The 14,680-nt window shown below is 49.4% G+C and carries 18 protein-coding genes and 1 pseudogene; 6 read left to right on the top strand and 13 right to left on the bottom strand.

Features of this window, described 5'->3' with window-relative positions; all coding sequences use genetic code 11:
* Nucleotides 1-152: 152 nt before the first annotated feature.
* From LQ229_RS04970 to LQ229_RS04950, 5 genes are all read right to left on the bottom strand, one after another.
* Entirely contained in the window at nt 153-323 is a 171-nt protein-coding gene (locus LQ229_RS04970) for a hypothetical protein (RefSeq protein WP_230191078.1), read from the bottom strand.
* 4 nt (nt 324-327) lie between these two features.
* Nucleotides 328-831 carry a hypothetical protein gene (locus LQ229_RS04965; protein WP_230191077.1) on the bottom strand — a complete coding sequence of 168 codons (504 nt, stop codon included), beginning with the start codon at nt 829-831 and terminating at the stop codon, nt 328-330.
* Nucleotides 832-945: 114 nt separating this feature from the next.
* Nucleotides 946-1,680: a hypothetical protein gene (locus LQ229_RS04960; protein ID WP_230191076.1), complete on the bottom strand. Its 735-nt coding sequence runs from the start codon at nt 1,678-1,680 to the stop codon at nt 946-948.
* A gap of 93 nt (nt 1,681-1,773) precedes the next feature.
* Nucleotides 1,774-2,493 (bottom strand): hypothetical protein, encoded by a 720-nt coding sequence (locus tag LQ229_RS04955; RefSeq protein ID WP_230191075.1) that lies wholly within the window; start codon nt 2,491-2,493, stop codon nt 1,774-1,776.
* A 13-nt stretch (nt 2,494-2,506) separates the two neighbouring features.
* The gene (locus tag LQ229_RS04950; RefSeq protein WP_230191074.1) at nt 2,507-2,980 is read right to left on the bottom strand and encodes a hypothetical protein; all 474 of its coding nucleotides are present in this window, start codon (nt 2,978-2,980) and stop codon (nt 2,507-2,509) included.
* A 295-nt stretch (nt 2,981-3,275) separates the two neighbouring features.
* On the opposite strand from LQ229_RS04950, the gene LQ229_RS04945 reads away from it, so the two are divergent.
* Nucleotides 3,276-3,536 (top strand): hypothetical protein, encoded by a 261-nt coding sequence (locus LQ229_RS04945; protein WP_230191073.1) that lies wholly within the window; start codon nt 3,276-3,278, stop codon nt 3,534-3,536.
* The gene (locus LQ229_RS04940) at nt 3,533-3,922 is read left to right on the top strand and encodes an aspartyl protease family protein (protein ID WP_230191072.1); all 390 of its coding nucleotides are present in this window, start codon (nt 3,533-3,535) and stop codon (nt 3,920-3,922) included. Before LQ229_RS04945 ends, LQ229_RS04940 begins: the two co-directional genes overlap by 4 nt.
* Nucleotides 3,923-3,946: 24 nt before the next feature.
* Here LQ229_RS04940 and LQ229_RS04935 read toward each other — a convergent pair whose 3' ends face one another.
* The 3 genes from LQ229_RS04935 to LQ229_RS04925 all read right to left on the bottom strand — a co-directional run bounded on the left by LQ229_RS04935 (nt 3,947) and on the right by LQ229_RS04925 (nt 5,053).
* Nucleotides 3,947-4,135, bottom strand: a complete 189-nt coding sequence (locus LQ229_RS04935; RefSeq protein ID WP_230191071.1) for a hypothetical protein — start codon at nt 4,133-4,135, stop codon at nt 3,947-3,949.
* Nucleotides 4,136-4,431: 296 nt separating this feature from the next.
* On the bottom strand, nt 4,432-4,656 hold the full coding sequence (locus LQ229_RS04930; RefSeq protein ID WP_216536656.1) for a LuxR C-terminal-related transcriptional regulator: 225 nt from the start codon (nt 4,654-4,656) through the stop codon (nt 4,432-4,434).
* A gap of 181 nt (nt 4,657-4,837) precedes the next feature.
* Nucleotides 4,838-5,053 (bottom strand): helix-turn-helix domain-containing protein, encoded by a 216-nt coding sequence (locus tag LQ229_RS04925; protein ID WP_216536531.1) that lies wholly within the window; start codon nt 5,051-5,053, stop codon nt 4,838-4,840.
* A 154-nt stretch (nt 5,054-5,207) separates the two neighbouring features.
* On the opposite strand from LQ229_RS04925, the pseudogene LQ229_RS04920 reads away from it, so the two are divergent.
* From LQ229_RS04920 to nagA, 3 genes and pseudogenes are all read left to right on the top strand, one after another.
* Nucleotides 5,208-6,059 (top strand): annotated as a pseudogene (locus LQ229_RS04920) (MurR/RpiR family transcriptional regulator); the annotation flags it as partial.
* Between the two features lie 15 nt (nt 6,060-6,074).
* Nucleotides 6,075-6,803: a glucosamine-6-phosphate deaminase gene (gene nagB, locus LQ229_RS04915; protein ID WP_230191088.1), complete on the top strand. Its 729-nt coding sequence runs from the start codon at nt 6,075-6,077 to the stop codon at nt 6,801-6,803.
* Complete coding sequence (gene nagA, locus LQ229_RS04910; RefSeq protein WP_230191070.1) at nt 6,800-7,981, top strand: N-acetylglucosamine-6-phosphate deacetylase; 1,182 nt, start codon at nt 6,800-6,802, stop codon at nt 7,979-7,981. The genes nagB and nagA overlap by 4 nt, the downstream gene beginning before the upstream one ends.
* Here nagA and LQ229_RS04905 read toward each other — a convergent pair.
* The 3 genes from LQ229_RS04905 to LQ229_RS04895 all read right to left on the bottom strand — a co-directional run bounded on the left by LQ229_RS04905 (nt 7,978) and on the right by LQ229_RS04895 (nt 11,531).
* Entirely contained in the window at nt 7,978-9,198 is a 1,221-nt protein-coding gene (locus tag LQ229_RS04905) for a site-specific integrase (RefSeq protein ID WP_230191069.1), read from the bottom strand. The two genes, nagA and LQ229_RS04905, sit on opposite strands and share 4 nt — an antisense overlap.
* Nucleotides 9,199-9,547: 349 nt before the next feature.
* Nucleotides 9,548-10,681, bottom strand: coding sequence for a YhcN/YlaJ family sporulation lipoprotein (locus LQ229_RS04900; protein ID WP_230191068.1), 1,134 nt, complete (start codon nt 10,679-10,681; stop codon nt 9,548-9,550).
* Nucleotides 10,682-10,802: 121 nt separating this feature from the next.
* Nucleotides 10,803-11,531, bottom strand: coding sequence for a hypothetical protein (locus LQ229_RS04895; RefSeq protein ID WP_216536535.1), 729 nt, complete (start codon nt 11,529-11,531; stop codon nt 10,803-10,805).
* 205 nt (nt 11,532-11,736) lie between these two features.
* Between LQ229_RS04895 and LQ229_RS04890 the strand changes: the two genes are divergently transcribed.
* Nucleotides 11,737-12,738 carry a ketoacyl-ACP synthase III gene (locus LQ229_RS04890; RefSeq protein ID WP_216536536.1) on the top strand — a complete coding sequence of 334 codons (1,002 nt, stop codon included), beginning with the start codon at nt 11,737-11,739 and terminating at the stop codon, nt 12,736-12,738.
* A gap of 51 nt (nt 12,739-12,789) precedes the next feature.
* Here the strand turns inward: LQ229_RS04890 and LQ229_RS04885 are convergent, their stop codons facing one another.
* Together LQ229_RS04885 and LQ229_RS04880 are read right to left on the bottom strand one after the other, a co-directional pair.
* The gene (locus LQ229_RS04885) at nt 12,790-13,221 is read right to left on the bottom strand and encodes a hypothetical protein (protein WP_216536537.1); all 432 of its coding nucleotides are present in this window, start codon (nt 13,219-13,221) and stop codon (nt 12,790-12,792) included.
* Between the two features lie 118 nt (nt 13,222-13,339).
* Entirely contained in the window at nt 13,340-14,641 is a 1,302-nt protein-coding gene (locus tag LQ229_RS04880; protein WP_216536538.1) for a sugar phosphate nucleotidyltransferase, read from the bottom strand.
* Nucleotides 14,642-14,680: the final 39 nt, after the last annotated feature.

The following is a 14,680-nucleotide window of genomic DNA, read 5'->3' as shown; positions in this document are numbered from 1 at the left end:
TGGTAAATGACTTGATTTTCGGGCTGGGTTTAGTTTGGTGCTGTCATTTTCCCTGACTCCCTTGCTTTACGGCCAAGAAAATTTCCAATTCTCAAGAATCAGGGACTTGACATCTTACCGCTGGACTTTACATTAATCATTCGCATAACGTCTTATTCGCTGCATACGGCCGCGCCGCTTCCCTCTGTCTCATCCGCCGGTTTGCTGATCGCTTGCAAAATATCGTTCAAAGCGACCGTCTCCTTCAATCCTTCATATTTCACGCGATCTAAAAAAACGAGCAGATTGTTGATGACTTCATCCGATAGAGCGTACTTTTTCATCGTTTCAAACTCCCTTCGCGATCACCGATATTTTGTCCGTCTCTTCCAGCATGCCGCCGAGCGACTCGGAGCTTTTTCGAATCGCCTTTGACACTTTTTCTATTTGCGACGGATCGAAACCGTTCTCGGTGCCGGAGAACAGCTGATCCATAATGCCCAGATCCAGCAGCTTATGCGAAACCGCAGTCAGATTCTCCAACGTTTCCGCCGATTGGAGCGGCAGATCGGTAAAATATTTTACGATTAACGCATGCAAAAGAGCCGGTACCCGATGCAGCGTCTTCCTAGCGATCCCTCCGTCTTGCTGTGCTTCTTCCAGTAAAGCGAAATAAGCAAATAGCAGTTCCTGGATTTTGGAATGGCGAAACGTTCGATCGATCGAGCATTGATATTGCCCTCCAAGAATCGGCACCGTTTTAATTTCATTCAGTTCGGCGTCCAGCTTGTTTAAAGCGGCAACCGTCAATTTTTTCGATTTAGGCTTCGATGCTGCTTTCGAATTAGTCATCCTTTTTTCATCTCCTGTTTCCCTTTATTTTTTGGATTCAAAAACCCTTCGCAAGAAGAGTTTCTCAATTGGAAAAATAAAGAGGGGGAGCTATCACGCTCCACCCCCGCCGGATTACGATAACGGAATGCGTACGACACGTCCGACGACATCGGATTCTCTCGGCTTCAAAATTTTCAGGTCGAACGCCTGCGCTTGCGCGTTGCGCTCGGACGCCGTTTTGACTGAGAAGTTGCCCGACGGCATCGCTTGATCGAATTGGTACTGGATTTTGTACACCGGCACCTCGTTGCTGTCGATCTCCAGCGTTTCCAGGATCAGTTTGCAGCCTTTCGCGAATACGGTATTGTCGATCGCGATCGTTTGCGTTTGCGCAGGCGTCGCAAATTGATACGTTCGAACCTCCACCTGATCGCCGGCTTTCACGTCGGTTGAAAATTTCACTTCTTTTCCGGCAGCCGAATAATCCGTTTTAGGGATCAGCGTTCCGTCGGCCTTGTAAATCGCTAGCGTATCCGCGAGCGGCGTTTCGTCCAACGTAATTTTTACATCGGTCGTCCCGGACGCTTTATACCATTTCGGCATCGCGTAGCCTACGCCGGTTCCCGTTACGACGTTTTGCCCCAGTTGCCGGGCGATCCAATCGTAGCGGAATTCCGCGTCGGATAATTTAACGGCAATGTCGCGATTGCTGTGAATGATTGCCAGCAGCGAATTGCCTTTACCGCCCCTCCATTCGTTCTCTTTCACGGTAACCTCGATATCCGCCGTCTGAAGCGTCGTCGTCGCGAACACCTCGCCGGAATCGTCCACCAATAATACATCAAAAACGTCTGCAATAAATGCCATACTCTGTTTTCCTCCTATGAATATGTAGTCTATATGAAAATACTTCGCTAGAAGTTTTTTCACCGATAGAAAATCTTCGCAACAAACCCAAGTTTATTGCGACATCGCCCGATCCAATTGCGTCAGCCGTTCCTTGCCGACGAATAATGCGTCGTACGGATTTTCGAACAAATCGATTTGCTCGGCAAAGTGCCGAACGTTTATTTGATCCGCGCCGGCGCACATCATAGCGATGCTTGTTTGATAGTCTTTATCTTTTGCGATTCTTTTAAAATCAGCATGAAGCTGATAAATCGTTTGTTCGGCCAGTTGATCGTAACTTTTGCCGGTAATGGCAGACACGGTGGTTACCATATCTTCCAATGTAATATTGACGCCTTGTTTCGCTTTCGCCTGCAGCACTTTGTTCGCCCAAGCCTGCGTAAGTTCGTTCCGGTAAATTTTTTGTTCGAACAGCAAATTTTGCCGCATGACGATCTTTCTGATTTCATCATAGTTATCGCGCCGAACCGCGTTGCCGTCATCGGTAAGGAAAGCGTACTTATCGCCAAGCTCGATATATTCCACATTTTTTCGCAGAACAAGGCAAAACAACCGTTTCAGCATATCGGTAACTTGCTCGTCCCGCAGGCCGAATATGAGCAAATCCAATAGCGGAAAAGTCTGAAATTGTTCGTTAAAATGGAGTTTCGAGTAATACAGAACGCTGCTGCACTGCCGAAACTCGTCGTAATGTTTCAGTTTTACGGGATAAATCGGACCGGCACCATCGACATACTCGGGTTGCCCCAAAATATACTTCAAAGTTTCCATGCTTCTTCACCGCTTAATTTGCAAATGCAATTTTGTAACTTAATTGATACCCGCTGAAGTTATCGTTTACCGCGATCCATTTGGCCTGATCGAACTTGGCCGGGTTCAGACCAATTACCTGCCGCTGGTTGAGTAAACGATCGATTTCATGCATGACGGCAAGAGGCCTTATTCCTTCGTTCAACCGCCAAAGACTGACATGCGAAATAACGAACAGCGTTAACGCCCCTTCTTTCACCGCATATGTTCCCCCAGGATTGAACTGATCGAACATGACCGTGATATATGAATGAGGCTCGGCTTCAACAGGCGGATTCCTCGGAACGGGCGAGATACGCTCATACAATAGTTCGTCGGGATGCTGCACATCCGGCTGGCTAACGGGATCGAGCGTATCGTAAACGAGATATTTGCAGAGCCGTTGCGATGAAATCAAATGCTCCAGCACTTTACGGAGATTAGGGTTTAACTCCTGAAACTTCGACATACGAATCACCTCCTTTCACAGTCGACTTCTTTCTCATCGGTCTCACATTTTTCCGGCAACGGGAAAAAGCCGCCGGAATGATCGCCATTCGCGAGCGGCGCTGGTGTCGAATATTTCAGGCGCTTGTCTTTGCTCGATTCTCGATGGTATAAGAATACCACGAACAGGAACAAATGTTCTTATATAAATCTTTGTTTTTTCTTTGTTTTCCTGTCAGCTCGACAACACTCACTTCCATAACCCTTGTACAAGTATGCTATAATAGACATACTACAATTCGAACGAGGTGAAGCCGATGAAATGGGGAGAAATTACCGAGTTGCATCCGGGTCGTTTTGTCTTGGTGGAGGCAATCAAAGCAAGCTCCAATAACCTTATACGCCAATTGGAGGACATGGCGGTTATTCAGGATTACGACAATCCACAAGAAGCATGGAGTGGGTACAAGCATTTTCACAAGCTGCATCCGACACGCGAACTTTACGTATTCCATACCAGCCGAAGCGATGTGGAGGTTGTTGAAGAATTCTTCTCAGGCGTACGGCAACGCCCATGAAGATGCAACTCCAGCATGGCTTGCCGATTGTTTCTTTGACCCTAACTCACAACAATCAATCGATTGTTTTATCGAACGTCCTGTTCGATACAGGCTGTGCCGCAACGGTGTTTGATACCGATGTGATTGCTCAGATCGGCATTTACATTGATTTTATAAACGGAAGAGCAAAGCGAATGTATGGAGTAGGGGGAACAAGTGAAATTTGCTATGAACAGATGATCCCTGAGCTTCAAATTGATCATTTTGCTTTGAAAGATTTCCCCATCCAACTCGGATCGATCCAAGAGCCTTACGGCTTTGACGGCATACTCGGCATTGATTTTATGATAAGAGCCAAATGCAAAGCCGACTTTGAAACAATGGAAATTAAGTTTGCCAAATAAACAAGTTTTACCAGACTTATGGCTCTACCAAAACTCCCTCACACATCTCGGCATGCCGCATACCTGCGTCGTTCCGGCCCATTTCCCCCATAGGCAGCCTTTGCATTGATCCGGCTGCACAGCCTTCGCCGCTTCCTCTTTTCTTTTCGACTTCCTTCTCATCGGTCCCACATCTTTCCGGCAACGGGAAAAAGCCGCCGGAATGATTGCCATTCGCGAGCGGCTCTTTACAGTTGCCTTTGTATCATCGAAGAGTGCCGGGCAAAGCGATCCATACCTGCGGTTTTCCTATATACGCCGCAAACGGCGCAGGTGACGAATAGTTCAGGTGCTCGCCTTTGCTCGATTCTCGATGGTATAAGAATACCACGAGCAGGAACAAGTGTTCTTATACAAATCTTTGATTTTTCTTTGTTTTTCCTTTGGGCCGCGAATTGAAAATCAAAGAACCTTCTTCCTCAGTCCCTTGCGGGATTGTACAAAGAAGGTTAATAAAGTAAGGCTATCGGTCAGATTTTTAATTCCCCAAGCTTGATCAGCTCGACAACCGCTTGTGAACGACCCTTTACATTGAGCTTCTGCATTACATTCGAAATATGATTGCGGACCGTCTTTTCGCTGATAAAAAGTTGGCCGGCAATATCACGAGTTGTTTTGTCTTGAACTAACAGTTCAAAGACTTCACGTTCACGATTTGTCAACAAAAATTTACTCTTATGGTCGCTACCCTTCAATGGTAACAGCATTCCGGCGAATAGCGTCTTGACAGGCCGTGCATCGTGCCTTCCCGTAACGCCGCTTATCGTTACCTCTCATCCATTTGCGCCTGTCCGGGAGCGACGTTATTTCTTCGCTCGCCGCGTGCCGCGGCGTTTCCCGCCGAAGCGCCGCCAAACGCCGGCGTCCTGCCTGACGTCAAGATTGCCCGTTGCCTTCCTCCTGACCTTCCAACCAGCGAATAAACACCTCTTTGGACACCTTCAGGCGTCTTCCGATTTGAATCGTATGAAACTGGCCGGAATGAAACAGACCATAGGCAGTCCCCCGGCCGATGCCGAGTATTTCCTGCACGTCCTTCACATCCAGAACAGACGGGTAATGATCGAGTGACTTCGCCGACGATTTCGCCATTTCGCGCCTCCCCCCTCTTTCATTGAATATATGGCCTCCGATTTGACGATAATCCTATTGAAAAAATTTTCAATATCCCTTATGATAGTGTTGAAATTATTTTCATGTCACAAAGTTTAATCATTAAAATTTTTTTCATGCGGGAAGTGATATCGTGTCCAGCATATTACACGCTATTAGGAAGCAACTAGACCATCTTCATCAACAAGAGCGGAAACTGGCCGATTATATTTTGCAATTTCCGGGGCATGTGGTGACGATGGGCATTACGGATTTGGCAGAGCAGTCCGGCACGAGCGCGGCTACGGTGACCCGTTTTTGCAAATCGTTATATTTCCGCGGATTTCCGGATTTCAAGACAAAATTGGCTGCGGACATGGCTCAGCATGCTTCCTCGCAATCGTACCAAGACATTATTGCCGGCAATTCGCTTGCCGGCACCGTATCGGCCATCGAGGCGAATCACTTGCTCTCGATTTCGGATACGACGCGTTTGCTGGATTTGACGGAGCTTGAACGGGCGTTGAAAGCTCTGAACAAGGCCGGACGGATCGATTTGTACGGTGTGGCTACTTCGGGAATCGTGGCGCAAGATTTCTATTATAAGCTGGTTCTGATCGGCAAACACGCGTGCGCTTACACCGATTCGCATATGCAGATCACTTCCGCCTCCAATCTAACGCCTAACGATGTCGCAATCGCCATATCCTATTCGGGGGAAACGCTTGAAACGATCGATGCGTTGAAATGCGCCAAAGCGAATGGCGCTACGACGATCTCGCTCACGAAATACGGCAGCAACACGCTGTCTGATTTGGCGGACATCAAATTGTTCACCTCTTCGTTAGAGGAGGGGATGCGCAGAGGAGATATGGCGTCGCGCATCGCTCAATTGCATGTGATCGACATTATTTTTTCGGCGCTTGTCAGCGAACAGTTTACGGATCTTATTCCGAAATTGGAACGCTCATACCGTATGGTTGAGAAATATCGCAAAGAAAAGGGAGGAAACGTAAGCGACATGAACATTTTGACATTTGAGACGAATGAAGAATTAAACGAGGTAGGCGCAGGCATTATCGCAAGCTTGGTGCAAACGAAACCGAACGCCGTACTCGGTCTCGCGACCGGGAGCACGCCGATCGGAATTTACGAAGAATTGATCAAGCTGTATCAAAAAGGCCGCGTCAGCTTCAAACACGCGACGACGTTCAATCTGGACGAATATATCGGTCTGCCGGAAGACCATCCGGAAAGCTACCGCACTTTTATGAACGAAAAATTGTTCAACCATATCGATATCCCGCTCGAACAAACGCATGTGCCGAACGGAAACGCGGCCGATTTGGAGAAGGAATGCCGGGACTACGACGATATGTTGACGAACAGCAAACAAATCGATTTGCAAATTTTGGGGCTTGGCCATAACGGCCATATCGGTTTCAACGAGCCGGATCAATCGTTGAACAGCGGCACTCATATCGTACAATTAAAGGAAGAAACGCGCAAAGCCAATGCCCGTTTTTTCAATTCGATCGACGAAGTTCCGACCCAGGCGATCACGATGGGAGTCGGCACGATATTAAAAGCGAAGATGATTATCCTCGTCGTGCGCGGAGCGGAAAAAGCCGCAATCGTGCAGCGCGCTTTGCAAGGGGCGATTACGACGGACGTTCCGGCATCGCTTCTGCAGACCCATCCGAATGTCGTTGTGTTACTCGACAAAGAAGCAGGGGGAATGTTGTCATGAGCGACTCTCAAACATTCTGCATTTACAACGCCAAAGTAGTTACGCCCGAAACTACGCTTGAAAACGGATATGTTCGGGTCGAAAACGGAAAAATCGCATTTGCGGGCTTGCCGTCGGAGTTGCCGCCGGAGAAGCGGAACGAATGGGATGCCGGCGCGATCGACGCCAAAGGCGGCTGGGTTATTCCGGGCTTTATCGACGTGCATGTTCACGGCGGATACGGAGCCGACTTTATGTATTCCAATAAAGAAGTGTTGGACACAATCACGAAATTTCACCGCGACAACGGTACGACGGCGATGGTCGCGACGACGATGACGGCATCCCGCGAAGCGTTGGACCGCGTCCTGGGAGAAGTTCAGCGTTATATGAGCGAGCCGATGCCTTACGCCCAACTGGAAGGAGTCCATTTGGAAGGACCGTTCATTAACGTCAAATATAAAGGGGCGCAAAATCCCGCTTATATGATCGACCCGCAATTGGACTGGCTCCAAGATTGGGTTGCGAAATATCCGGGCGTCATTAAGCAAGTTTCCCTCGCCCCCGAACGCAGCGGGGCGTTGGAAGCGATCGAATGGCTGCGCGGACAAGGGATCAACGTAGCGGCCGCGCATACGGACGCTTCGTATGAGCAGATCGAAGAAGCCGTAAAGGCCGGATTGAACCAAGCGGTCCATACTTTCAACGCGATGACCCCGATTCATCATCGCAATCCGGGAACGGCCGGAGCCGTGCTTAGCTTGGACGGAATCGTCGCGGAATTGATCGCCGACTGCATCCATGTCCACCCTGCGGTCATGAAAATCGTAGCCAAAGCGAAAACGGACAACAACCTTGTATTGATTACAGATGCGATGTCCGCCGCGGGACTTGGCGACGGCGATTACGAGCTCGGGGGCTTGGATGTCGTCGTAAAAGACGGTCAGGCTCGCCTGAAAGAAGGGGATTCCTTGGCCGGCAGCACGTTAACGATGATTAACGCATTCCGCAACTTCATTCGCCACGTCGGCGTCACCTTACAAGAAGCCGTATTGCTGACAAGCTATAACGCGGCCAAAGCGCTTGGCATCGACGACCGCACAGGCAGCATTGCCGTTGGAAAACAAGCGGATTTGCTGCTCCTGGACGAAGATTTGAATTTGCTTACGGTTTGGGTGAAAGGACAATCCAACCGCTAAGGCATTGGCGAAGCCGTTCCGGCTCGTTCCGCGGCAGCGGCCGTTGCGCCGCTCTCGGACGAATCGGGCCGGCTCTCTTTTTCTTGACCGAATAAAAGCCGATCGAGCGGTTTTACCATCTCATGCTGCAAATGGGGAAGCAAATGCGAATACGTATCCAGCGTCATATAAACCGAAGAGTGCCCTAGCCGCTCGGATACGATTTTCGGATGCACCCCTTGCTTTAATAGTATGCTCGCATGGGTATGACGCAAATCGTGAAAAGTAATGGGCGGCAGCTGCGAATGCGCCAGCATGCGCCTCCAAGCTTTGTAAAGTGTCCGGGAAGGAACGGGTTTGCCTTCGCGCGTACATACGACCAAATCGGGCGGCTGATTGCCTTCATCCGGTTGGCCGCCTTCCTGGCGTTCCTTGATGACGCATTCCCGGTGTTCCACAAGCCACGCAATCGTTTCCTCGGTCAAAGCGATGACGCGAACGCTTTTATCGGTTTTAGCGCCAGGCTGGAATGTTCTTCCGTCATGCGAGAGCGTTTGCCGAATTCGTGCCACTTTATGCTCGAAATCGATATCCGACCACCGCAAGCCGAGAATTTCCCCTTGTCTCATCCCAGTTAATAACGCCAAACCGATCGCGATCGAATAACGTCCTCCTCTTCGCAGCATTCTAAGAAAATAACGGATTTGCCCGATATCCCATACCGTAAACTCCCTGCGTTTCACTGCCGGTTTGTCGACGAACGATGCGGCGTTTTTCACGATTACATTCGCTTTGGCGGCAGATTGCAGCATCGCGTGCAGCAAGGAAAAAATACGCTTGATCGAAGCGTCGGACAATCTTTTGCCGTACAGATCGTTTAAAAACGACGCAATTTTCTCGGATGTTATTTCCGAGCATTTCAATTGTCCGAATGCCGGCAGCAAGTGGCGCTTTAAATAGGAGGCATACAATTGCTTCGTATTGCCGCTTAACTGGCGTCGCCTCGCAAGCCATGTTCGCGCGTAATCGCCGTAAAGGACATCTCCGGCCGAATCGGAACCGTTTCGTTGATTTTCAAGTTCCAACTTGGCGGCGATCATCGCCCGTTCCGCTTCTTTCTTGGTACGGAATCCGCGTTTTTTGCGGCGCCGCCTTTTTCCGGTGACCGGATCTTTGCCCGCTTCAATTTCGTAATACCACCCGTTTTTTTGCGCCCTCGGATCTTTATATACCGGCAAAGGTTCATCGCCTCCCTCTTCATCGCTTAGTTTCCTTTACTACAATAGTTATGCGGAAATGGATGCGAATTGACGGTAAGGGGGGAGATATTTCGCCGTATGTATTGGCGCCAGAATGCCGCCAATCCCCCCCAAGCGAATATAAAATAACCTTTGCCGTCAAATGTTAAGGCAAAGGTCATTCTAAGGAGCGCTACGCTTCAATAGTGTCACCCCTCCTTGCTCGGGATTTTATGGTATAACAAGGTTAAGGGATACAGTCAAAGTTATACTATGAAGCGTCATATATAATGGTGCGCTCCGCGCAAAAAATGGGCATTCAAACGAACATAAAAGCTTTATAATTGCATTATCGCGTACTTACCGCCGGTCCCGGATTTACCGAGTAGTTATGATGAACCGTTCCGGTCGTCAACGGAGCCATAGGAGTGGTCGGCGTTGTACGAGGCAACAACGTATTGGTATTATATCCTCTATAACCATACATTCCCGTACCTGTCGTACCCGTACGAGACGGAGTTACGTTAGCGCCGGCATTCATCGGGAAAATGCGCTGAACCAATGTGGAAAATTCCTGGGCGAATCCGGCAATCGGATGTCCGTTGCTAACATGAGTCATGTAGTTGTTCAATCGCGACACGAGATCCGGGTTGGACGAAACATATACGTTATTCACATGCGGGGCCATTTCCTTAACGACTTTGGCGATCCGATCCTTCATTGCACTGTCTACATCGGTATTGGTCATATTTGGAGTCGTATTGTATACCGACGGACGGTTGTAATTCGTTGTTGGATAGATCGGTTTGGTACGCGCCGTACTTCCCATGCGATTCATGCGGCCGTCATGATCCGTTCTGAGCGCGTTCGATTTGGCACGGTAATGATGCGGAGCCGTATGCGTGCCGATTCGATTCCGGTCCGTCGTATGCGTCGTATAGCCCGTCATGCCGGACACATATCTCTTCGGGTAAGTAACGTTAGGCGTCCCGTAATTTGTCATGCCTCTTTCCCCGTAACGTTTTGCATATTTAGCCGTATAATTTGTCGCCTTTTTCGTTGCCGCAGTTCCATGCATGCCTTTCGTTCGGTTGACCGCATTTGTCCTGTGCGTGCCAACCGTTCCGTCTGTTCGATTCGTAACATGATCGCGCAGCGTGACGGCTACGTATGCGTTACGATCCGTCAACAGCACATTCGCGCTTTGCACGCCGTTTAAAGCGGTGATCCGGTCCGCGATTTCCCGGCTCATGTGCATATTGCTCATCGGATGAATGCCGTTATCGGAACGGGCCGTAATGTTACCGCGCCCCACATTCCGGTTGAAATCCGCCGGCGTCGTATTCAATCTGTAATTGCCGCTTCTTGTTACATTATTCGTTTTCGGCGTTCCGGTGTTATTCGGCACGCAACCTGTCAAACCAACCATGCCGAACGCAAGAGCCGTCGCCAAAGACAAACTGATTGCTTTTTTAGCTCGCATATCCATCCTCCATCCGTTTATATTTGAGGGCTAACAAGATGTAGGATGTGCGGCTGCACATGAAGCTATGCTGTAATGAATTTGCCAGTTCCGCTAAATGCAGTCCATCGCAACGCAGCGCTTACAACGGATTAAAACCGAGAATGCTGAATAAAATAAATGTAACAAAAAAGTATACCCCTACCGAAACAACGATCATACGGGCTTTATGTACGGTCGAACGGAATGCGTACATCTCCAAGGCGGCGGTCAGAATCAGTACGAGATTAACAAGCAATGCGGCGGCGAAAACGGCAAATCCGAGCGGAAAATAGAGCGCGCTAAGCAATCCGCCGACAATCATCGCCGCCCCCGGAAGCCACTGCACTCCGCCAAGAACGGTAACGATTTCCTTCGGGCTGAGCTTCGCGTCGGCAAAGCGATTGCCGAACAGCCAGACGGAAGTCATAAGTACGGTTTGGGACAACAGGCCGAAAATAAGCGCTTGGAATAAAAACAACATCCAAGTGCCGAAACCGAACAGGCCTTTCAGTCCGAAACTTGAGAACGGATTCAAAAAAAGCGACATAAAGGATGCGATCGTAACGATCGCCCAAACGATAAAGCCCAGTAAAGCCGCTCCAACGCCAAAAATGCCGTATATCCATTGCGCCGATGAATGCAATTCCAAACTTTTCAACGGGTTTTGCAGCAAATCGATTACCATTTTCGTATCGATCTTGATTTTCACGGGCTGGCTGGAAGCCGAATTTGCAACCGATACAAGCTCCTTCCGTTTATCGTCCGTATTTTCCGTATAAGGATTCGTTTCGTTCCGATCTGATTTCAAATTCAAATCCGGATCTGTCATTTGGCAATCCTCCTCATTCATTGATTTCTGCATAAGTACAGGTTATCCTTTATAGCGCAAAAATGTTGTCATTTCGTGTCGAACGGGTATTTTTTAACGAAAGCACTTATCGGAAATGATGAGGCGAAAAACAGTTGACAATAGATCACTGATCAAGTAATCTAATGATAAATTTAGTACCTAATACTAATATTTGATATTAGGAGTGAGTCATGTGAATTCCTACGCCCGCATCACGGCAATTGGCACTTACGTTCCTGAAAAGGTGCTGACGAATTCCGATTTGGAACAAATGGTCGATACGACCCATGAATGGATCGTGCAACGGACCGGAATGATCGAGCGCCGCATCGCCGGCGAGAATGAGTTTACGAGCCATCTATGTATCAACGCAGTACGCAATATGGTCGAGCGGTATAACGTATCGCTTCGCGATGTGGATTATATTATCGTCGGCACGACGACGCCGGATACGATCTTTCCTAGCATGTCGGCGCTGGTGCAGGCCGAATTTGGCATCGATGGCTGCGGCGCGATCGATATTTCCGCAGCTTGCGCCGCTTTCGTATCCGGTTTGCAACTTGCGAACGGATTGATCGCTTCCGGCATTCATCGCAAAATCCTCGTGATCGGCGCGGAGACGCTCTCCAAAGTAACGGATTATACGGACCGCTCCACTTGCATCTTATTCGGCGACGGCGCCGGCGCCGTTCTCGTGGAACGGGTCACCGGCGAACCCGGCGCGTTTCTGGCGGCTTATAATACGACGGCGGGCAAAGGCGGAATCCATGTATACCGCGCTAATCTCGCGCAGCAATTGAACGGAACCCCGTTGTCGGGGGGCGGCAAAATGGTGCAAAACGGGCGCGAGGTATATCGCTGGGCCGTCTCCACGGTTCCTGAGGGCATGAACGCATTAATAAAGCAAACCGAATATTCGCTGCAAGACGTCGATTGGTTCGTGCCGCATAGCGCGAATTTGCGCATGATCGAATCGATCTGCGAAAAATCCGGTTTCCCGTTCGAAAGGACGCTGCATAGTCTCCAATACTACGGAAACACTTCGGCTGCGACGATTCCGCTCGCCATCGATTTGGCTTTGCGCGACGGCCGCGTCAAACCGGGCGATCTGATGCTGTTGTTCGGTTTCGGCGGCGGTTTAGTGCAAGCCGGACTCCTGTTGCGGTGGACTGCGGAAGCGCAATGAATGCAAAAATCCCCTCGCTGTTGCGAAGGGGATTTTTGCTTTGCGGCGCCATTAGTCGGAATAAGCGGTTGCGTTGAAGCTCTCGGGACCGATCCGTGTGACGACAGCGACTCCGCCGACAAAGACGAAAGCTTGGTACGTTAAGAATCCCGGGTTCGGAGGATTGAAATCGGCAGCCGTTACCGTAATTGGAATCGTTGTTAAAGCGGCGACGCCTAATAATGGCAATGTAGTTACAGCCGTATAGATTAGAGTGGCTCCAGGCCCTACGCCTCTAAAAATTTGGACGACTGCGGGGGTAAGAACGGTAAGGACACTCCCTATCGTAACGGTGGCGTTCAAAATGACGCGGAGGTTCGGACCCGCGCCAGCCGTAATTAATCCCAACGTTCCGAATAATTGAGGCGTTCCGTCCAATACCGTGTTCGGCGCGCCAAAGGATCCGGAGTTTTGCGAAATTTGCGAATCTATTAATCTGGCCATTTAAGTTCACCTCCCTTGATAGGTATACTCTAATATATGAATCTCGCAAAAATTCGCTTGGACGAACATGGCGGCAATAAAAAAAACCGTCTTTTGCATTACTGCAAAAGCCGGACTTTCAATCTATGTTTAGTTGCACGACAATCATATCCAAATCGGTTGCCGCTAGAATCGAATGCGCGGAGCCTCGCTCGATTTGCAGCGTCTTTCCCGGCAGGACCGTACGCCGGTGGCCAGCCACATTCGCCTCGCCTTCGCCGCTAATCACGGTCCACACTTTTCTCGTCTGACTGACGGGGTATTCAATTCGGTTGCCTGCGCATATTTGCACCCGCTCTATCGAAACTTCCTTGCCGTTATCATACTTCTTATAATCTATAATCTTTGAAAATCCCCATCGCTTCTCTTCATACATCGGACGGTTATCGACGAAGAAAGCGAGCTCCTTAATTTGCGCGCTGGCCGATTTGGAACTGACGAGAATCCCGTCCGGGCTCGCAGCGACGATCGTATCGGACAGACCGATGACGGCGATCGGAATGTCGAGCTCGTTGACGATATGATTGTTGGGAAAGTTTCCGGAATCTTTGATGATTCCTTTGCCGACCACCGTATTCGCCATTTCGTTTGTCAACGTCTCCCATGTTCCAAGATCTTTCCAATATCCGTCATAAGGCAGCACAATCATTTTGTCCGTATGCTCGACTACTTCATAATCGAAACTGTTGGCAGGCAGTCCGGGATAAGCTTGCCGAAAACGTTCGTACTCGACAGGCAAACCCTTCCGTTCCAAAATAGACAATAAGAACCGCAAGCGAAAAGAAAAAACGCCGCAATTCCAAAGGGCTCGACCCTGAATTAACTGTTCTGCCGTTCTCGCGCCCGGTTTCTCCTTGAAATAGCTTACCTTCAAATACTCGTTCATGTCCTCGTAGCGCGGCATAATATATCCGTATATTTCGGCCGGATACGTCGGCTTCACCCCGATGAGCGCAAGATCGGCCCCCGAATGCTTGAGCGCTCTCTCCGTCCTTTTGATCAGATCGAAAAAATGCAACTCCACATACGGATCGACCGGCATCACCGCAATGACTTCATCGGGATGCAACTTCTCTTGCGAATATAAATACAAAGCCGATAACGCGATAGCCGGGAACGTATCCTTTCGCTGCGGCTCGACGATGATTTTAGCCCGCCCGTTCAATTGGCCCAGCACGATGTCCTGTTGCGATTGGCTCGTAGCGATGACGGAAGCCTCTTCCAATCCGGACCTTCCGATTTGCCTCCATACCCGTTGAATCATCGATTCATAATGCCCATGCTCGTTCAACAGAACTTTCAAAAATTGCTTCGATCGGGAATCGTTGCTTAACGGCCACAAGCGCTTGCCCGAACCGCCGGATAACAAGATCAGCCTCAACAATCTTCACCTCCAAAGTCGTTAAATCTTGTCAATCGA

The sequence above is a fragment of the Paenibacillus sp. CECT 9249 genome (assembly GCF_918697855.1).
Taxonomy (GTDB): Bacteria; Bacillota; Bacilli; order Paenibacillales; family Paenibacillaceae; genus MSJ-34.
Note: the sequence above shows the minus strand (reverse complement) of the source record. Positions and strands in the feature narration are given on the sequence as shown.